Annotated in this window: 22 protein-coding genes; 15 read left to right on the top strand and 7 right to left on the bottom strand. The window is 62.5% G+C overall.

Features of this window, described 5'->3' with window-relative positions:
* Positions 1-2: 2 nt before the first annotated feature.
* From ABDZ98_RS03765 to ABDZ98_RS03700, 14 genes are all read left to right on the top strand, one after another.
* Positions 3-407 (top strand): HK97 family phage prohead protease, encoded by a 405-nt coding sequence (locus ABDZ98_RS03765; RefSeq protein ID WP_237437327.1) that lies wholly within the window; start codon positions 3-5, stop codon positions 405-407.
* Positions 408-505: 98 nt separating this feature from the next.
* Complete coding sequence (locus ABDZ98_RS03760; RefSeq protein WP_425543028.1) at positions 506-1636, top strand: phage major capsid protein; 1131 nt, start codon at positions 506-508, stop codon at positions 1634-1636.
* Between the two features lie 148 nt (positions 1637-1784).
* Positions 1785-2333: a head-tail connector protein gene (locus ABDZ98_RS03755; RefSeq protein ID WP_160589110.1), complete on the top strand. Its 549-nt coding sequence runs from the start codon at positions 1785-1787 to the stop codon at positions 2331-2333.
* Positions 2334-2500: 167 nt separating this feature from the next.
* A complete protein-coding gene (gp17, locus tag ABDZ98_RS03750; protein ID WP_160589109.1) occupies positions 2501-2893 on the top strand; it encodes a tail completion protein gp17 in 393 nt (130 codons plus the stop codon).
* Between the two features lie 25 nt (positions 2894-2918).
* Positions 2919-3326 (top strand): phage tail tube protein, encoded by a 408-nt coding sequence (locus ABDZ98_RS03745; protein WP_160589108.1) that lies wholly within the window; start codon positions 2919-2921, stop codon positions 3324-3326.
* Entirely contained in the window at positions 3323-3658 is a 336-nt protein-coding gene (locus ABDZ98_RS03740) for a gene transfer agent family protein (protein WP_160589107.1), read from the top strand. The genes ABDZ98_RS03745 and ABDZ98_RS03740 overlap by 4 nt, the downstream gene beginning before the upstream one ends.
* Positions 3655-3852, top strand: a complete 198-nt coding sequence (locus ABDZ98_RS03735; RefSeq protein ID WP_160589106.1) for a phage tail assembly chaperone — start codon at positions 3655-3657, stop codon at positions 3850-3852. The genes ABDZ98_RS03740 and ABDZ98_RS03735 overlap by 4 nt, the downstream gene beginning before the upstream one ends.
* Positions 3845-4423 (top strand): tail tape measure protein, encoded by a 579-nt coding sequence (locus tag ABDZ98_RS03730; RefSeq protein ID WP_160589105.1) that lies wholly within the window; start codon positions 3845-3847, stop codon positions 4421-4423. The genes ABDZ98_RS03735 and ABDZ98_RS03730 overlap by 8 nt, the downstream gene beginning before the upstream one ends.
* An 11-nt stretch (positions 4424-4434) precedes the next feature.
* Entirely contained in the window at positions 4435-6777 is a 2343-nt protein-coding gene (locus ABDZ98_RS03725; protein WP_160589104.1) for a DUF2460 domain-containing protein, read from the top strand.
* On the top strand, positions 6774-7595 hold the full coding sequence (locus ABDZ98_RS03720; protein ID WP_160589103.1) for a DUF2163 domain-containing protein: 822 nt from the start codon (positions 6774-6776) through the stop codon (positions 7593-7595). The genes ABDZ98_RS03725 and ABDZ98_RS03720 overlap by 4 nt, the downstream gene beginning before the upstream one ends.
* Positions 7499-8002: an NlpC/P60 family protein gene (locus tag ABDZ98_RS14980; protein ID WP_419866753.1), complete on the top strand. Its 504-nt coding sequence runs from the start codon at positions 7499-7501 to the stop codon at positions 8000-8002. Before ABDZ98_RS03720 ends, ABDZ98_RS14980 begins: the two co-directional genes overlap by 97 nt.
* A 12-nt stretch (positions 8003-8014) precedes the next feature.
* On the top strand, positions 8015-10198 hold the full coding sequence (locus ABDZ98_RS03710; protein WP_160589101.1) for a phage tail protein: 2184 nt from the start codon (positions 8015-8017) through the stop codon (positions 10196-10198).
* 24 nt (positions 10199-10222) lie between these two features.
* On the top strand, positions 10223-10681 hold the full coding sequence (locus tag ABDZ98_RS03705; protein WP_160589100.1) for a DUF2793 domain-containing protein: 459 nt from the start codon (positions 10223-10225) through the stop codon (positions 10679-10681).
* Between the two features lie 58 nt (positions 10682-10739).
* Positions 10740-11270: a superoxide dismutase family protein gene (locus tag ABDZ98_RS03700; protein ID WP_160589099.1), complete on the top strand. Its 531-nt coding sequence runs from the start codon at positions 10740-10742 to the stop codon at positions 11268-11270.
* Here the strand turns inward: ABDZ98_RS03700 and ABDZ98_RS03695 are convergent, their stop codons facing one another.
* From ABDZ98_RS03695 to ABDZ98_RS03665, 7 genes are all read right to left on the bottom strand, one after another.
* The gene (locus ABDZ98_RS03695; RefSeq protein WP_160589098.1) at positions 11271-12842 is read right to left on the bottom strand and encodes a spinster family MFS transporter; all 1572 of its coding nucleotides are present in this window, start codon (positions 12840-12842) and stop codon (positions 11271-11273) included.
* A complete protein-coding gene (gene queC, locus ABDZ98_RS03690; RefSeq protein WP_160589097.1) occupies positions 12842-13540 on the bottom strand; it encodes a 7-cyano-7-deazaguanine synthase QueC in 699 nt (232 codons plus the stop codon). Before queC ends, ABDZ98_RS03695 begins: the two co-directional genes overlap by 1 nt.
* 57 nt (positions 13541-13597) lie before the next feature.
* On the bottom strand, positions 13598-13999 hold the full coding sequence (locus tag ABDZ98_RS03685) for a DUF3617 domain-containing protein (RefSeq protein WP_160589096.1): 402 nt from the start codon (positions 13997-13999) through the stop codon (positions 13598-13600).
* Positions 14000-14082: 83 nt separating this feature from the next.
* Complete coding sequence (gene hslO, locus ABDZ98_RS03680; RefSeq protein ID WP_160589095.1) at positions 14083-14988, bottom strand: Hsp33 family molecular chaperone HslO; 906 nt, start codon at positions 14986-14988, stop codon at positions 14083-14085.
* 32 nt (positions 14989-15020) lie between these two features.
* The gene (argF, locus tag ABDZ98_RS03675) at positions 15021-15968 is read right to left on the bottom strand and encodes an ornithine carbamoyltransferase (protein WP_160589094.1); all 948 of its coding nucleotides are present in this window, start codon (positions 15966-15968) and stop codon (positions 15021-15023) included.
* On the bottom strand, positions 15965-17155 hold the full coding sequence (locus ABDZ98_RS03670) for an aspartate aminotransferase family protein (RefSeq protein ID WP_160589093.1): 1191 nt from the start codon (positions 17153-17155) through the stop codon (positions 15965-15967). The genes argF and ABDZ98_RS03670 overlap by 4 nt, the downstream gene beginning before the upstream one ends.
* Before the next feature lie 130 nt (positions 17156-17285).
* Positions 17286-18050: a cold-shock protein gene (locus ABDZ98_RS03665; RefSeq protein ID WP_160589092.1), complete on the bottom strand. Its 765-nt coding sequence runs from the start codon at positions 18048-18050 to the stop codon at positions 17286-17288.
* 301 nt (positions 18051-18351) lie between these two features.
* Here ABDZ98_RS03665 and ABDZ98_RS03660 point away from each other — a divergent pair, with 301 nt between their 5' ends.
* The gene (locus ABDZ98_RS03660) at positions 18352-18798 is read left to right on the top strand and encodes a protein tyrosine phosphatase family protein (RefSeq protein WP_160589091.1); all 447 of its coding nucleotides are present in this window, start codon (positions 18352-18354) and stop codon (positions 18796-18798) included.
* Positions 18799-19033 lie beyond the last annotated feature (235 nt).

Below are 19033 nucleotides of genomic sequence, written 5' to 3'. Positions count from 1 at the left end.
GCCTGTCCATCGCAGGCTATGCCGCCTTGTTCGACATTCCCGATGGCGCCCGCGACGTGATTGTGCGCGGCGCCTTTTCGCGCAGTCTGGCGCAGAGGCGGGAACCCATTCCGCTCTATTGGCAGCACCGGCCCGAACAGCGCATCGGCACTGTCAGCCTGATCGAGGAGGATGACCGCGGACTGCGGGTGATCGCCACGATCGACAATCCCGGCAGCCGGGCAGTGGCCGCGCTGCTGGCCCGCGAAACCAACGGGCTGAGCTTTGGCTACCGCGCCCGCGGATATCGCCCCATGCCGGACACCGGATCGGGCGCTGGCCGCGTGCTGGAAGACATCGACCTGTTCGAAATCAGCCTGGTCACCCACCCCCTGCAACACGGCGCGCGCGTGCACATGGTGCAGTGACAAGCGCCGCCACAACCCTTCGACCGGCCGCCAATGGGGCGGCCTTTTTTGTGCCCCCCAACCAACCTCCCCAAGAAAAGGTGAATGCCCAAATGGATATGCAAAACGAAACCGACGCGATGGCCGCCAGCTTCGATCTGGTCACCCGCCAGGATGAAGCCGAAAAGGCCATCACGGTGCTGCGTTCCGATGTCGACGAAGTGAAGGCCCGGCTCGACAAGGTCAGCCGCGCTGCCGCGCGTCCCGCTATCGAAGGTGCCAGCAGCAACAGTGCCGAAGTCAAAGGCTTCATCGATGGCTATCTGCGCCGCGGCTCGGAAGCGGAGATCAAGTCCATCTCTGGCGTAACGCCGTCTGATGGCGGCTATGCCGTCCCGCGTGAAATCGATGCGATGATCGCCAGCGAGCTGAAGGAAATCTCCCCGATCCGCCAGCTCGCCCAGGTCGTCCAGGTCGGCAGCGCCGGCTATCGCAAGCTTGTCACCACCGGTGGCACGGCATCTGGCTGGGTTGGCGAAACTGCCGGACGTCCCGGCACCGAAGCGCCCGACTTTGCCGAGATCGCCCCGCCGACCGGTGAGCTGTACGCCAATCCGGCCGCAAGCCAGTCCATGCTGGATGATGCCGCTTTCGATCTGGAAGGCTGGCTGGCCAGCGAAATCGCGATGGAATTTGCCCGCGCTGAAGGTGCTGCCTTTGTCGGCGGCAGCGGTGTGGATCAGCCGCTCGGCTTCCTTTCCTCGCCAGTCTCGCTGGCTGGCGATGCCGTGCGCCCCTTCGGCTCGCTGCAATATATCGGTTCGGGTGATGCGGCAGGCTTCGCCACCAATCCGGAAAGCCGCCTGATCGATCTGGTCCACACGATGAAGGCCGGCCACCGTCAGGGCGCCAGCTGGGTGATGAATTCCTCGACCTTGTCCGAAGTGCGCAAGCTCAAGACCACCGATGGTGCCTTCCTGTGGCAGCCGGGCATGGTCGAAGGCCAGCCGGACCGCCTGCTGGGCTATCCGGTGATCGAAGCCGAGGACATGCCCGATGTGGCCGCTGGCGAATTCCCGATCGCATTCGGCAATTTCAAGGCCGGTTACCTGATCGCGGAACGCAGCGCCACGCAGATCCTGCGCGATCCCTTCACCAACAAGCCCTTCGTCCACTTCTACGCCACCAAGCGTGTGGGCGGACAGGTGCTCGATAGCGCGGCGATCAAGCTGCTGCGCATCGAAGCGTAGTTCGTTTGCGCCCCCAGGCGCCTGGCGCGGCCCTACGGGCCATCGCCGGTGTCTGGGGATAGCAAACATCCGCACCCACGCCGCGACCTGGATCCCCTCTCCCCGCGGCGTGGGTGCGACCTTTTTAACCTGTAGATAGGAGGCCGCCATGATGCGGGTAATCCTTGCCCCGGCGATCCTGGCTCCCGGCGCTCTAGACGAGCTGAAGTCCTGGCTCGCAATAACCACGCCGCAAGACGATACATCGCTGATCGGCCTGCTGCGCGCCGCGCTCGACATGTGCGAGGCCTTTACCCGGCAGATGCCGATCGACACGCTGTGCGAGGAAGTGATCCCCGCACGGTCGGACTGGCAGAAGCTGGCAACCTATCCGGTTCAGTCGATCACCGGGGTCGACATGATTGATGTGGCAGGCAACCGCACCCCGCTCGACCTTGATAGCTATGAGATAGAGCTTGAGGGCGACGGCGGCGCCTGCATCCGCATGCGCAGTCGAACGCCTCGTGGCCGGGTTGCCGTCCGTTTCACCGCTGGCCTTGCGCCGGACTGGCAGAGCCTGCCCGAGGCACTGCGCCACGGCATTATTCGCCTGGCAGCGCACAACTACCGCCAGCGAGACATGGATGCGGCGCGGCCGGTTCCGCCAGCCGCCATCGCCGCATTGTGGAGCCCGTGGCGCCGGTTGCGCCTGATATGATTGCGGCGCGAATTACCGACACCAGCGGGTTTGCGAAAGCTCTGGTCGAAAAGGCCACCGCGCTGGCCCGGGCACATGCGCAGAACCAGCTTCGTGCCAGCAGGGCCGACCCCGCCCGGTGGCGCAATCCCCGGCTGCTCTGGCCGCTATTCACCAAGGATCGATAGATGTTCGAAACCCGCCTGCGCGCCGCGCTGGTCGATTGGCTGCGCGCTGACGCATTCCTCTCCTCCACGCTGAATTCCATCACCGAGGAGGCCCCGTCGCGCATAGCCGTGCCGTGGCTTGGCATTGTCGCCAGTGCCAGCGCCGACTGGAGCGTGAAGGACAAGAAGGGCCGCGAGATCCGCATCGCGATCGAACTGCACATGCGCGGCGATGCGCCTGACACCGGCGCATCGCTGGTCCCGCAGATCGAGAGCCGGGTCGAGAGCCTGCCTGCGGTGCAGGACGGCTTCAGGATCGTGAACACCACTTTCCTGCGCGCACGCGCCGAACAACGCGCGCTCAATCAGCGTGCGGTGCTGCTCGAATACCGCTTCCGCCTGCTCGAAGACTGATTTCAACCCATACGGAGAATTTGCCATGACAGCCCAGAAAGGCTCCGCCTTCCTCCTCAAGATCGGCGACGGCGCACAGCCGCCCTTCTACCAGACCGTGGCCGGTCTGCGCACCACACAGATGTCCATCAATGGTGACAGCGTCGTCATTACTCACAAGGAATCGGGTGGCTGGCGCGATCTGCTCTCCGGTGCCGGGACGCGCTCCGTCTCGGTCAGCGCAGCCGGGATTTTCCTGGGCAGCGATGCCGAAAACACCATCCGCGCCCATGCGCTGGCCGGCACGATCGACAATTATGAACTGTCTTTCGAGGACGGTGCCAAACTGCAGGGTCGCTTCCTTGTCCAGCGGCTGGACTATGCCGGCGATTTCAACGGCGAGCGCAATTATACCATGCAGCTGGAAAGCTCGGGCGCGGTCCTGCCGGCATGACGGCTGGCGGTCCCACCCCCAATGCGCAGCCCAACTCCCAACGTGGCGAAGCCTCGATCATCATCGGTGGGCGCAGCCATATTCTGCGCCCGACGTTCGCCGCGCTGGTTGCTGCGGAGGAGCAGCTCGGGCCGCTGTTCGCACTGGTTGAACGTGCAGGCGAAGGCCGTCTGGCCTTGCAGGAAATTGCCACGCTGTTCTGGCATTGCTGTCAGGACCGGGGCGATATCAGCCAGGTGCAGATGGGCGATGCGGTCATGGAAACTGGCCTGGCGGCCTGCTCCACACCGCTGCGCAGCCTGCTGCAGCAGATCCTGCAAGGAAGCGCATGAGCCAGACACTGGCCACCAGCGCATTGTTCCTGGCCGGTCTGACCACCCGCATGTTCGGCTGGAAACCCGATGACTTCTGGAACGTAACCCCGGCCGAGCTGACGGCCATTTTCACAATCGAAGAGGGCCAGGCCGACACGGGTTTGAACCGCAACGAGCTTGAAGCCCTGCTGGAGCGCGACGCAAATGGATGATGAAATCGACACGCTGATGGTGGAAGTGCGGGCGGGAACGCAAGGCTTCAATGCCGATGTTCAGGCCATGCGCAACACCCTCGATACCAACCTGGTCGATGGGTTTTCCCGCGCGGCCAATGTCATGGAACGCGGCCTGCTGTCCGCTCTTCGGCGCGGCAGTCTGGGGTTCGACGATCTGAAACGCGTGGCCATGCAGACCTTGAATGAAATCGCCTCGCAGGCGCTGACCTCGGGCATTAGCAATCTGTTCGGATCATCGCAGCAAGGCGGGGGATTGGCCGGAGGGTTGTCAGGCCTGTTTGGCTCTCTGCTTGGCCTGCCCGGCCGCGCCACTGGCGGTCCTGTCGGGCCCGGCAGTGCCTATCTGGTGGGCGAGAGAGGCCCCGAAGTATTCGTTCCGACAAGTTCCGGAAGGATCGAGACGGGAACTGACGCTGCGTCCGCTTCGCGCAATGTGCGCGTGGCCATCAACCTTTCCGCACCGCGGGGCACAGACACGCCCACCGCCCTGCAACGTTCATCGCGCCAGGTGGCAAGTTCCGTGCGCCGCGCACTGATGCAAGCCTGAGGGAACAGATCATGGCATTCTGGCTGGCCCGTCAACGCGACGGGCAGAATTCAGACTTTATCCAGCGGTTCGATCCGCGCTTCTGGACCATCGATTTCCCGCGTCCGATGATGGCTTGCGTCTATGTCACCGGGCCGGATTCGCTGCGCGTGGATCTGGAGATTCACCACCGCGATGCGCTGGCAGGGCTGATCTGGGAAAGCGAAGACACGCTGGATCACCCGCTGCTCGCCTATGATACTGACCGCGATTATTCGCGCACCACGCTGCGCTTTCGCTGGAAGTCGGAAGGCGTGCTGCCGCTGGATGCAGTGCATGGCCCCACGCTGACTATCGAAGGGGAGGACGCAGCCGGCAATCCGCGCAGCTGGTATGTGCGGCTGTGGAACTATGCCGAAGGCTCGCCCACGGATGCGCTCGTCACCCTGCCCTTTTCCCAGCTTGCGGGAGGCTGGGATATCGCCGCTGCGCCCGACCCGGTGGAGCCCTCGCGCATAGATCGCATGTTCATCTCGCTGGTTCCGCCCGCTTATGATCCTGCCGATCCGGGCTTGCTGGCATCAAGGGTGAATGGCTGGGTGGAACTGAGCGAAATCGCCTGCGAGGGTGACCGGCCCATGCTGCCGATCGGCGATATCATGATCCCGCCGCACGATACGCGCATCGCGACGGCCTATGACGACAGTTACAACCAGACACCGACGCGCCTGATGCGCAATATCCGCGGCCTGGGATATCGAGACGAGATCCTCCACTATCTGGGGATGAGCCATTACTATCGGCTCAAGCGTCAGGCCGATGGCACCCTGCTGGCTAACCACCCCCGGCTGACGTGCGTCCCCGCGATCAACTGGCTGCGCGCCCTTTTCATCAGCGGGAGGGAGCAGGGATACGATGTCATCCTGTCCTATTCCTATGAATTGCTGGCGCAGCACTGCCCACCAGACTGGATGCAGCGGGCGCATGATGGCTCTCCGGCGCTGACCGGATGGGAACCGCCTTCTGCGCTGCTGAGCCCGGTCAACAGCGCGGTGGATACGCATCTTCGAGAGCTTGGGCTGCAACTTGCGCGCCTGCAGGTCGAAGCTGGACTGCCGGTGAAAATCCAGATCGGGGAGCCGTGGTGGTGGGTGAATTCCGACTTTGAACCCTGCATCTATGACGCGAACATGCGCAGTATCCTCGATCCGGCAGTACCGGACATCACCGATATGCGCGCCGATCTGAGTGAAGCCCAGAAAGCTGCACTGAGCCTGGCCGGTGCGAGGCTTGGCACTTCGACAGAAAGCATCAGGAACGACATTAAGGACGCACAGGGTCCGGAGGCAGAGTTGCTGCTGCTGGCCTTCACCCCTACGATCCTGCACCTCGAAATGCCCGACATGCCTCTGCTGAACCTGCCGGACGTCTGGCAGCATCCGCAATTCGACCGCCTTCAGCTTGAGGATTACGACTGGCTCACCTCGGGGGCGGAGGCGCTGCGCAGGCAGGCTTACGAGACCATGCAGGCAACCCTGCAATATCCGCTCGAGAATCAGGACTATCTGGCCGGTTTCGTTCTCAACGCCGAGGATGCCGAGAGCCATTGGCAATTGATTGATGCCGGGCTGGATGAAGCCATTGCCCGCGGTGTGCCGCGCCGGTTTGTCTGGGCCCTGCCCCAGGTCTGCCGCGATGGATACACCCGCCTCCCAACCCCGCCGCCCGACGAGGAAGAAGACGATATGGAAGCGTTCGACGATGTGATCTATCCGCTGGCGCTGGGGCGCGATGCCGCAGTCAGCCCGGAATTCTCAACTGCCATCGTGCTCACCGCATCGGGGCATGAAAGGCGCAACAGCCAGTGGAGCGATGCCCGGCTGCGCTTCGATGTCGGCCCGGGCATCCGGTCTGAAAACGAGCTCGGCACGTTGATCCGCTTCTTCCGCGCGCGACGCGGTGCGGCGCGCGGTTTCCGCCTTTCCGATCCGTTTGATTTCAGCTCAAACGTGATGACGGGAACGCCCGGAATGCTCGATCAGAACATCGGTACGGGGGATGGGCTGACTGCCAGCTTCCAGCTCACCAAGTCCTATGGCGAAGTCGCCGATCCGCAGATCCGCCCGATTACCCGGCCGCGCGCCGAGACAATCCAGGTCGCGATCGATGGCGTTGCAAGCAGCGCCTGGCTTCTCGATCAGGGCGGCAAGATCGTGTTTATTATCGCGCCGCCTGCCGGTTCAACGATAACCGCCGGCTTCCTGTTCGACGTACCCGTGCGCTTTGCCGAAGACAGGCTGGATGTGGCGGGTGCAAATTTTGCTGCCGGTGAGGCACCGTCGGTTCCGCTGATAGAAATACGAGAGGCCGTATGAGCCGGGTATTCTTCCGTCAGGAGCTGGAAGGTGTCGCCACCTTCTGGCGTATCAAGCGGCGCGACGGATACACGCTGGGGTTCACCAGCCATGATCGCGATCTTTGGTTTGACGGGCTGCTTCATCGGGCCGCCCCCGGCATGGTGCCATCCGCAATCAGTCGCTCTGCCAGCATCGAGAATGACAGTGCCGAAGTGCAGGGTGCGCTGGCGCATGATGCGATCAGATCGAGCGACCTCGCTGCCGGACGGTATGACGGGGCGCGCATTTCGATTGGCCTTGTCGATTGGGAAACGCGCGATTTTTCAGTCCTCTATCACGGCGAGGCCGGCTCCATCTCCGAAGAGGACGGCGGCTTCCGGGTGGAATTGCAATCTGCCAAGGCCGCGCTTCAGGCTGATCTGGTCCCGCGCACCAGCCCGACTTGCCGTGCACAGTTTTGTGGGCCCGGCTGCAACCTAAGCGCCGAACGCTTCTCCCATGAAGTGCTGTGCAACATGGTTGACCATGATGTGAACCTTGTCGGCTTCGCAGCCTCCCCGGCCGCGAGCGTCTTGCGGGATGGCTCCCTGCGCTGGTTGGACGGCCCGCATGCAGGGATCACGATGCAGATCATCCGGTCCGATGCGGACGGTCTGCTGCTCGATCAGGAACTGCATGCCGATCTCTTGGTGGGCGCGCGTGCGGTCCTGCGCGAGGGCTGTGATCACACGATTGCGACATGCGCGGGCCGCTTCTCGAACGCGGCCAATTTTCAGGGAGAGCCATTCATGCCGGGCAACGATCTTCTGTCGCGCTATCCCACCAGTGCATCGTGACTTGCGGCGCTGCGGACTTTGCCCGGGCCGCGCAGGAACTAACGGGCAGCCCCTTCCTGTTGCACGGCCGCGATCCGGCAACGGGCCTCGATTGCATCGGGCTGGTCACAAGCGCCCTGCGCAAGATCGGGCGCCGGATTTCTGTCTGCACCGATTACCGCCTGCGCAATCTGGATATCAGTCATCTGCTGCCGGCCATTGATCAGGCTGGTTTCATGTCGGCCCACGGACCTTGCCAGCCGGGCGACCTGGTCCTGCTCAAGACTGCCCCGGGTCAGTTCCATCTGGCAGTCGCCGCCCTCGAAGGCGGCTTCGTTCACGCACATGCCGGGCTTGGCCGAGTGGTTCACACACCGGCCCCGCTCGCATGGCCAACCATCGGCCATTGGCGCCTTCCCCAAAGCTAGAGGTCAAAAATCATGGCAACCATATTGTTTTCCGCCGTCGGTACCGCGATTGGCGGCCCGATTGGCGGCACGATCGGTGCGCTGCTGGGCAATGCCTTCGATCAGAAGGTTTCTGGCTCCGGTCGCCGCGAAGGCCCCAGGCTGCAGGAACTGCGCGTCACCACCTCCAGCTATGGCACGCCCATCGCGCGCCACTATGGCAAGGTCCGGACCCCCGGCAGCGTGATCTGGGCGACCGATCTTGTCGAAAACAGTGAGAAGAGTGGTGGTGGGAAGGGACGCCCTTCAACCACGACCTACAACTATTCCGTGTCATTCGCCGTCGCCCTGGCAAGCCGGCCTATCAAGGATATCGGCAGGATCTGGGCGGATGGCAATCTCTTGCGGGGCGCTGGCGGTGATCTGAAATTCGGCGGCGAGTTGCGCATCTATCGCGGCCATGGCGACCAGCAGCCAGACCCTCTGATCGATTCGGCCCTGGGCGGATCCTGCCCGGCATTTCGCGGCCTTGCCTATTGTGTGTTCGAGAGCCTGCAACTGGCGGACTTTGGCAATCGCATACCAACGCTGACTTTTGAGATCATCGCCGATGATGGCGATGTCTCGCTCTCGCGAATGATGCCCAGAATGGATCGTCCGGCCAATGTCGAACGTCCTCTGCACACCTTGCAGGGCTTCAGCGAAGATGGCGGATCATTTGCCTCCAGCCTTGCTGTGATCGATGAGGTCTACCCGCTCATCTGCAATGCAAGCGGCAACAACCTCACAATTGGCGATGCCGAAGCCATTCCAGCCAACCCGCCACTGCTCCCCGAAGCTGCCGCAGATCCGCGGTCCGAAAGCTTCGCTTCCGTTTCCGGAGAAAGCTCGCGGCGGCAGCCTGACTTGCGCGATATTCCTGAAGGCATTCGCTATTACGATACCACGCGGGATTTTCAGGCAGGTTTGCAACGCGCCGGTGGCCGCGCCAGGGCCGGGCGCAGTCGCATCATAGAATTTCCCGGAGCGCTTGAGGCCGAAAATGCGCGCGATCTCGCCAGCAAGGCGGCCGAGCGGGCCAGTTGGGCGCGCGAAAGCCTGTCATGGCGCGTTGCCGAACTGGACCCGGGCCTCGAGCCGGGTCAGGTCGTGCGCGTGCCCGGCAGGAAAGGCTATTGGCGCATCATCAATTGGGAGTGGCGCGAGAGCGGGGTCGAGCTGGAGCTCCAGCGCATGCCTCATGGACCCGCACGATCTACCATTGCCGATGCCGGCCAGAGCCTGACTACGCCCGATATGATGGCCACGCCCACGGTCCTGCGGGCCTATGAATTGCCCTGGGACGGCAAAGGTCCGGCTGAACAACGCCAGGTTTTTGCCGCCGCATCGTCCAGCACTGCGGGCTGGACCGGCTCTGCCCTGTATGCGGTTGAAGAGGGTTCGCTGGCTCCCATCGGTCAGAGCGGCAGGCAGCGGAGTGTCATCGGCCAGCTGGAAAGCGATCTTCCGCCATCGGACGCATCGCTCTTGGATCGCGGCATTGAAGTGGATGTCACTCTGCTCTCTGCCGATTTCCAGCTGCCCGAAGCGACAATTGCCGGGCTGGCCAAGGGTGCCAATCGTGCGTTGATTGGTGAAGAGATCGTGCAGTTCGCCAGCGCCACCAGGCTGGACGAAGTGACGTGGCGGCTGAGTCATTTCCTTCGCGGCAGAGGCGGCACCGAAGGCTATGCCCTTGCACCAAAGCCCGCCGGAACCCCATTCATCCTGCTTGGCGACGAACCCGTACCGCTCGATGATGCAAAACTGGGTCTGTCCACTGCGGTGGCAGCCACCGGACTGGTGGATGCGGACCCCGTCGTCGCCCAGATTGCAGGCCTTGGCGCATCCTTGCGCCCACTTTGCCCGGTCCATCCGCGTATGCAGCTGAAGACGGATGGATCAATTGCGCTGTCGTGGACCCGCCGGGCACGCGGCGCATGGGAATGGCGAGACGGGGTCGAGGTTCCCATCAACGAACAGGCCGAGAAGTACCTTGTCGGGATCGGCGATACGGCCAGCCCCGCAGTGAGGTGGGAAGTGACCGAGCCCTGCCTCAATCTTTCGGTTCCGGACTTCGAAGCGCTGCAATCGAGCCACGCGGGTCAGGTGCTCTGGGTCAGGCAGGTCGGCAATCATGCATCGTCCGCCGCCCTGCACCTCCTCACCATTTCCTGATCTGCCTTTCCAAAGGACCACCCCATGACCGACCCGATTAGTTTCACCTCATCCTCTCCGCGATTCGGCCTGCCTTTTCTGTTCGCTGCCCAGGCGCAGAAGGAATTTTTCGTAAATGAAGCCCATGCGCTGACAGACATGTTGCTGCACGCAGTCGTTGAAGGCGAGGCGCAGGACCCGCCAGCTGCTCCGGTGGACGGCGAGTGCTGGCTTGTGGGCGATCTGCCCACGGCAGATTGGGCAGGCCAGGCTGGAAAACTGGCCGGATATCAATCTGGGAACTGGCTGTTCGCCTCACCTCATGATGGCATGCGCGTTTTCAACAAGGCGGCTTCCCGGCACCTGCATTACCTTGGCGGCTGGCAGGCCGCGACCGATGTGGCAGAGCCAGCGGGCGGGTCAGTGATCGACAGTGAGGCGCGAAATGCGATAATCGGGCTTATTGGCGCCTTGGCGTCTGCCGGAATCATTTCAGCAATCTGATCCGGACCTTTCGGCAGGCTCCTTCGTTCGGTGAAGTGGAACGCTGAAAGGATCTGACATGAAGCTTGCTGTTACTGCGATCACAATTGCCTTGCTGCCGCTGTTGACCGCCTGCCAGACCGTGACGGAGCTACCCAGTGAGCTGGTCGCTTCAGCCCAGTTGCGGCATGCCAATGGCAATCCGGCCGGCAGCGCAATGCTTTACCGGACCGGCGGGGACATGACCTTGACCGTGGCCCTCACCGGCTTCGATCAGGGCATTCATGCGGTGCATCTTCATCAGACCGGCAATTGTGAAGCGTCCGATTTCACGTCTGCTGGCGGCCATCTCAACCCGCTGGGAAAAGCGCATGGCTCGCTCAATCCCGGCGGTTCCCATCTGGGCGATCTGCCAAATGCCATGATCGGCGCAAATGGGCTGGGAACAATCAGTTCGACCTTGCGGGGCGATGCCACGCAAGTTTCAGCATGGTTGTTCGACGATGATGGCACGGCGATCGTGGTTCATGCAGGCCTCGACGATTATCGAACCGATCCGGCGGGAGCTGCAGGTGGCAGGATCGCTTGCGGTGTGCTCACCCCCAGCTGATCAACCGCCCTGTGTCGTCAGCTTCTGCAACGACTGGCCGTAGAACCTGACGGCAATTGCAAGGGCGATCAGGCCCGGCACCACGGCGACAAGCGCAGCCATTACTCCATTGGCAAGGTTGCCGGTGCTTTCAGAGATGTAGCCGGCCATGAACGGCCCGAATGCCAGACCTATCAGGGTCGCGCCCAGCAGGAACACTGCGGTTGCGGTCCCGCGCATCCGCGGATGGACCAGCGCCTGCGTTGCCGCTGCACAGGCGCCCAAAGCAGAGGCCGTCACCATCTGTCCCAGAAAGTTGCAGACGATGAAGACGGTGCTTGAACTGGTGGTATAGCCGATCAGCAGCAAGGGTATCGACCCCAGCAGAGCTATCGCCGCCACCATGACGCGGCCACTTTCAATGCGGCGCGCAAGGAAGTCTGCCAGCCAGCCCCCCAGGATCACCCCCACGAACCCGCCCAGCGCATTCGGCGCGCCAATCAGCCAGCCAAGCTCCGTCTTGCTCAAGGCAAATGTTCGCTCGGCATATGGGGCCGCCCAATAGGTGATCGAATATCCGATATAGCAATCGGCGCTATAGACGATGACGATCCCCATGAAGGCCGGTGCCCGCCAGGTCATATTGAAAGTCTCGGGGTCCTGCGCCCGCAGATTGGCTGCCCAGCTGAACACCGCATAATAGCCCACGGCCACGAACCAGAATTGCTGTGCGTTCCCGAATGTTCGGGAGGCCAGCATCGCGCAAAGTGCCAGCACGAGCGCTGCTGCCACATTGACCAGCAGCGACCTTGGTCCGCGCCGGGCCGCTCCCAAAAAGGTGAAAGGCGGCACGATCTGCGCCACCTGATTGAAGAAATCCCTCCACGCATGCGGATTTTCCGGCGACTTGAGGCCATCGATGCCCCCGCGCTCAGGCTCCCGCAGGAACAAGACCCATACCGCCAGGATCAGGCCCGGCATGCCGACCATGACAAAGGCGGCTTGCCATCCCGCAAGGCCCAGCGGCCCTCCACTGGGAAATGCCGCGTTCCAGCGTTCCACTATCGTCCCGCCGATCAGCAGCGACAGGCCGCTGCCGACAAACAGGCCGGAAGAATAGAGGGACAGCGCAGTGGCCCGCAGCCGCTTGGGAAACCAGTCCGAAATGAGCGAATAGGCGCAAGGATTGGCAGATGCCTCGCCCACGCCAACGCCGATCCGGGCGATTGTGAGCGTGGTCATGTTCTTCGCCAGGCCGGACAGCACCGTCATGAACGACCACAGCGTCAGGCCCAGGCTGAGCAGCTTTGTGCGCGATGAGCCATCGGCTAGCCGGCCGAGCGGTATGCCAAACACCGCATAGAAAATGGCGAAGGCCGTTCCGTAGAGGAACCCCAGTTGGGCATCGTCAATCCCCAGGTCAGCGCGAATGTCATTGGCCAGGATTGACAGGATCTGGCGATCGACGAAATTGACCAGATAGACCAGAAACAGGACGCCAAGCGCGTACCAGCTGTAGGCCGGAACCTTCTGGTCCTGGACTGACTGGTTCTGAACTTCTTGGTCCTGAACTTCCTCCCCCCCGGCCTGCATCAATCCGTCCCTGACCGTGCAGCGTAGGGTGTGCGGTCCACCAGGCCTGCCTCGCGGAAGCCCTTCTGCCGCAATCGGCAGCTGTCGCACAATCCACAGGCCCGCCCGTCTTCTGCCGGATCATAGCAGGACCAGCTCATCTCCGGAGCGAGATCCAGCCGCGCGGCCTCCTTCGCTATTTGTGCCTTGCCCCAAAATTGCAGCGGCGTGTGGATGGTGAAGGGTTTGCCCTCCACGCCATCGCGCGTGGCCAGTCGCGCCGTCTCGGTAAAGCTCTTTATGAAATCCGGACGGCAATCGGGATAGCCCGAATAATCGAGCGCATTGACGCCGATGAAGATGTCATGCGCGCCGATTGCCTCCGCCCAGGCCAGCGTCAGCGACAGAAACACCAGATTGCGCGCCGGGACATAGGTCACCGGTATGCCGGGTTCGACCCCGGACTTGGGCACAGCGATATCATCCGTCAAAGCCGATCCGCCGAACTGCGTCAGGTCGAGCGGCAGCACCACGTGGCGCTCCGCCCCGATATGCGCGGCAATCACCCGGGCCGATTCGATTTCCTTGCGGTGACGCTGGTTGTAATCAATCGTCAGGGCGTTGATCGCAAAGCCGCTTTCGCGCGCGATACCCGCCGCGACCATCGAATCGAGGCCGCCCGACAAGAGAACAACAGCGCGGGGAGAATGTCCTGCCATCAGCAACGGCTAGGCAGGTGAAAGGCAATCGGCAAGGGGCAGCCGCGAAAAGCCCGTTCAGCAGGCGCCGGTGTGGCGGGCTTCGCCTTCAATCGAAAACGGTGCGCCGCCCTGAATGCCCTGGCTGCGAATCTGCACCAGGCCATTGCCTTCGCGCCTGATTGTGGTGCGGCCATAGCCATCACCGCGGCAGGTATATTGCACCGTTACCTGATTGGCCTGATCGTCCACGACAAAGCGCGAGCAACCGCCCTGGCGGTGTTGCAGCTGGATGAATTCACGCCCGTTGCGCACGCAGATGCTGCGGCGACCGCCGTCACCGCGGAAATTCAGTTCCCAGCCGCCACGGTTCAACTGATCGAGCATGGCCAGTTCAGGAGCCTGAGCGACAGCGGGAACGGATAGCGCAAACACAGCCGTAGCCAGCGCTGTTAGCCGCAATGTCCTTTCCTTCGTCATGTCAAAGCTCCAATCACAAAATACTGGATGAGTATACCACGGACCAGATGAACGACCAATTGACCTCTACGTACGACGAGTCGCTAGTCCTGGATGGGGAATTGTTTCGAACAGAACGCACAGTCTACCATTATGATCCCCCCATCATCGGCCATTTCGCGCCGCTCCTGCTTGGGGAAGCGGGCCAGTACTTCCTCAAAATGCGTAACCGAGCAGCGGCATCCACGAGACAGGGTTGAGCCCCGCTCGACCCTGACCTCACGTTCTTCATGGTACAGCCGCCAGACGATGGCTTCCAATGACAATGTCTGTTCGATTAGCTCGCCATGCCTGAGCGAACCGGCCATCACGGCCACATGTTCCCATTCGGGATGGTCGAGCCGTGCATGCAGGCGCTCGCGGCCTTCCTCGCCTTCCGGCAGGTGCTGGATCAGCATGCCCGCAGCGGTGCATCCCGCCGGGCCGGCGCTGACTGCGGTCCTGATCAATGTCGGCACCTGTTCGCTCTGGGCAAAATAGCCTTCGACCGATTCTGCCAGCGATGCGCCTTCAAGCGGGACCACGCCCTGATAGCGCTGCGCCGTCCTGGCAATATCGAAGGTAATGGCGAGGTAGCCCTTGCCAAACAACGCCGAAAGCGGGGGATTGGCGCCCAGCGCGGCAAACCGGTCCCGGTCATGCTGCACGTAGCCGCGCAGCTCTCCATTGCGATAATCGCAAACCAGCAGGCTGACGACGCCGTCGCTCGTTTGCGCCTGCATGGTCAGCTGATCGTCCTCATCCTTCAGCAGCGCGCCCATAAGCGCGGTGACCACCAGCGCCTCTGCCAGCAAGTGCTTGATCGCAGGGGGGTAATCATGAGCGGCGAGGATTTCTCCAAGCACCGGACCAAGCCGCACGATCCGGCCGCGGCAATCGCGGTCGGGGATGGTGAAGGTCAGGATCTGGTCGAAGCCGGTTTCCGGCTGGCTGGAATCGTTTTGTGCCATTGGCGCGAATATGGGGACGGCAGCGGCGAAAGTTAACCCGCTTCCGAACCCAAAAGGCCAAGGCTCCACAGCAGGATCGATTTCTGCGCATGAATGCGGTTTTCCGCTTCATCGAAGACAACCGACTGCGGCCCCTCGAAAACCTCCTCGCTCACTTCCTCGCCCACATGGGCAGGAAGGCAATGCAGGAAAATGGCATTGGGCTTTGCCCGCGCCATCAGCTGCGCATTGACCTGATAGGGTGCCAGCTCGGCCAGCTTTTCCTCTGCATGGTCCTGACCCATCGATATCCACGTATCGGTCACCACCACGTCTGCACCCTGTGCCGTCTCGGCCGCGTCATGGGTGACTGTGATCGCAGAGCCCTGCGCGCGCGCACGATCCACGTAAAAGGCATCGGGCACATAGCCCGCAGGCGTGCCCAGGCGCATGTCGAACTTCGTCAGCCCGGCAGCCTCAACCAGCGAATTCATCACATTGTTGCAATCGCCCAGCCAGGCCATCTGCAGTCCGGGCAAGGGCTTGCCATGCTCGATAATGGTCAGGAGGTCGGCCACGATCTGGCACGGGTGGGACTGATCTGTAAGCCCGTTGATCACCGGCACGCCCGCATGGCGACCCATTTCCTCGACCTTGGCGTGATCGTCGGTGCGCACCATTATGGCATCGCACATGCGGCCCAGAACGCGCGCCGTATCGGCCACGGTTTCCCCGCGCCCCAGCTGTGACGTGCCCGAATCGAGGATCAGCGGAGTGCCGCCCAGCTGGCGAATGGCGATGTCGAAGCTCACCCGCGTCCTGGTGGAGTTCTTTTCGAACACCATGGCCAGCACCCGCCCGGCCAGCGGCGCGTCGGCATCGGGCCGGCCCTTGGGCCAGCCCTGCCTTGCAGCCTTGCGATCAATCGCGTCGGCGATCATTGCCGCAATGGCATTACCGCCCGCATCGGACAGATCGAGGAAGTTGCGCCCTGCCATCATGCAGTTTCCGGCAACTTGAAATCTGCCGCACCGGCGGAAAGCTTGTCGAAGAACTCGTCAATCTCCGCATCGCCAATCACCAGCGGCGGCAGCACCCGCAGCGTGCCATCGCCGGCGGCAACGGTCAGCAGCTGATGATTGTCGCGCAGGTGCACCATGAAGGGCCGCGGCTCGACAGTCATCTTGAGGCCCAGCATCAGGCCCATCCCGCGCACGCCTTCGAACAGATCGGGATAATTGCCGATGAACTGCTCCAGCCGGGCACGGATGCGATCGCCCTTGTCGCGCACTTCGGCGAGGAATTCCTCATTGGCCACGGCGTCCATCACGGCCATGCCCGCCGCCATCGCCAGCGGGTTGCCGCCATAGGTGGAGCCATGCGTGCCGAAGGTCATGCCGCGCGCGGCCTTTTCCGTCGCCAGGCAGGCACCCAGCGGGAAGCCGCCGCCAAGGCCCTTGGCCGTGGCAAGGATATCGGGATCGATGCCATATTGCTCATGCGCATAGAACGTGCCGGTGCGCGCCACGCCGGTCTGCACCTCGTCCAGAACCAGCATCAGATCATGCTCATCTGCCAGCGCCCGCAGGCCCTTGAGGAATTCGGGAGTGCCTACGCGGATGCCGCCCTCGCCCTGAATCGGCTCCACCAGGAAGCCCGCCGTGTGCGGACCGATGGCAGCCCTGGCAGCTTCCAGATCGTTGAATTCGACATATTTGAAGCCGTTCAGCAGGGGCGCGAAACCCTTGTGCATCTTCTCCTGGCTCGATGCGCTGATCGTGGCCATCGTCCGTCCGTGGAAGGCGTTGTTGAAGGTGATCAGCTCATAGCGGCTCGTATCGCCTTCCGCCTGGTGATAGGCGCGCGCGGTCTTGATCGCGGCTTCCACTGCCTCTGCGCCGGAATTGGTGAAGAACACGGTATCGGCGAAAGTCGTATCGACCAGACGCTGAGCCAGGGCTTCACCCTGCGGGCTGCCATACAGGTTGGAAACATGCATCAGCGTTTCAGCCTGACGCTGGATGGCACCGATCAGCCCGGGGTGGGAGTGGCCCAGCAGGTTGACCGCGATGCCCGATGCGAAGTCGAGATAGCGCGTCCCGTTCTCGTCAATCAGGTGGCAATGTTCGCCTTTGACAGGCCGCACGCCGCACCGCGGATAAACCGGCATCAGGGGAGAAATAGACATGGAAGAGATCCTTGGAGATGAAATCTGAAACGACAAATGGCGGCCAGTTGGCCGCCGCGTGATATATCCATCTATGACGGGGGCGGCGGCCGGTCAAACTCGGCCGCCGATCCCTGGCAATTCCGTGCTGCTATTCCTGCACGGGCACCAGATTGACAGCCGAGTATTTGCCTCGTCGATCCACTTCGAGATCGAATTCGAAGCGGTCGCCCTCTTCGATCCCCTGGATGCCGGAACGCTCAACTGCGCTGATATGGACAAAGGCGTCTTCCTTGCCGTCATCACGCGTGATGAAGCCGAAGCCCTTCATTGCATTGAAGAACTTGACAGTGCCAACGGCCTTTTCGCCGGTGAGTTCGCGCTGGGGAGCCTTGGGCGCCACGGCGATCACATCGCCGACAACCTGCAGATCGGCAGCGGACACCTTGCCACCGCGATCGACCAGGTTGAACTGCAGCTCCTGCCCTTCAGCCAGACCTTCCAGCCCGGCACGTTCCACCTGGCTGATATGCACGAACACGTCTTCACCGCCCTCATCACGCTGGATGAAGCCGAATCCCTTCTGGGTATTGAAGAATTTTACCTTGCCTGTGCCTGCGCCGACAACCTGTGCGGGCATGCCGCCACCGCCGCCGCCTGCACCGCCGCGCGGTGCACCGCCGGAACCGCCACGCGAACCGCCACGGTCATCGCCAAAGCTGCGACCACCACCGCCGCCGCCGCCGAACCGGTCGCCGCCACCGCCGAAACGATCGCCGCCCGAGCTTCCGCCGCCGCGCCAGTCATTGCCGCCCATCGGCGCGCCACCCGGCTCACCAAAGGGATCGAAACTATCTTCGCCAAAGCTGTCCCGCTTGTCGCGCCCCCGGCCGCGACGACCTCGATCGTAACCCATGAATTCAACTAACCTTCAATACCGCCCTTTTCAGTCGCCCGGCGGCTCGGACGTATTCCGGCCAGGCGGAAGTGAAGGACCTGCCCACCACTTCAGGGCCCGTTATATAACCGAGAATCGCTTCACTTGCGAATGTTTTAAGAATTGCAGATTGTTACCGCGATGCTGTTGCAATTCTGCCTGCCCGCCGACTGGCGAACCTGTTGGCAAATTCCTTGCGTCACGGTGGCGCAGCAGTGCAGACATGGTGGGCATCGGCCCACCAGAGCCAGTGAAGATTTTGTATCCAGGAGAATGCGAGATGAGCGATTTCAGGCAATTGTCCGACACGGTATGGGCAAGCCCGCAAATTGGATCTGACGATATTGCCGCGGCCAAGGCGCTGGGCATCACCATGATCGTCAACAACCGTCCCGACGGTGAGAGCGACGATCAGCCCGAAGGCGCCACAATCGCGGCGGAGGCCGCAGCTGCAGGCATGGCCTACCGGGCGATTCCGGTGACGCACGCGGGTATCCAGCCTTCGCAGGTGGGGGAGATGGCGCAGGCGCTGGCGGAAGCGGAAGGCCCGGTACTGGCCTTCTGCCGCTCGGGCACGCGCTCCACTTTCCTGTGGTCACTGGTACAGGCCAGCAAGGGCATGGACCCTGACCAGATTGCCGCTGCCGCTGCCGGTGCCGGCTATGACGTCGGCTCGATTCGCCCGGCTATCGAGATGTTCGCGCAGCAGGCAAAAGCCGAAGACTGATCCGGCTGGCCGACATTCCGGCAGCAAGGATGCAGGCGCCATCGACAGGGGCAAGGCTTGACCCGAGTCCCCGTGAATTCACGATGGTGTCGCCATCACAAAGTCTGATCTCAATGACACATGAAAAAAGGGGCCGGAGGTTTCCCTCCGGCCCCTTTTTTGTGACCTTGCGGTCTTCGCTTAGCGACCCGAACCCGGACCGTAAGTGATTTCCACGCGGCGGTTCTGCAGTTCG

Source organism: Alteraurantiacibacter aestuarii (assembly GCF_039523595.1).
GTDB lineage: Bacteria > Pseudomonadota > Alphaproteobacteria > Sphingomonadales > Sphingomonadaceae > Alteraurantiacibacter > Alteraurantiacibacter aestuarii.
Note: the sequence above shows the minus strand (reverse complement) of the source record. Positions and strands in the feature narration are given on the sequence as shown.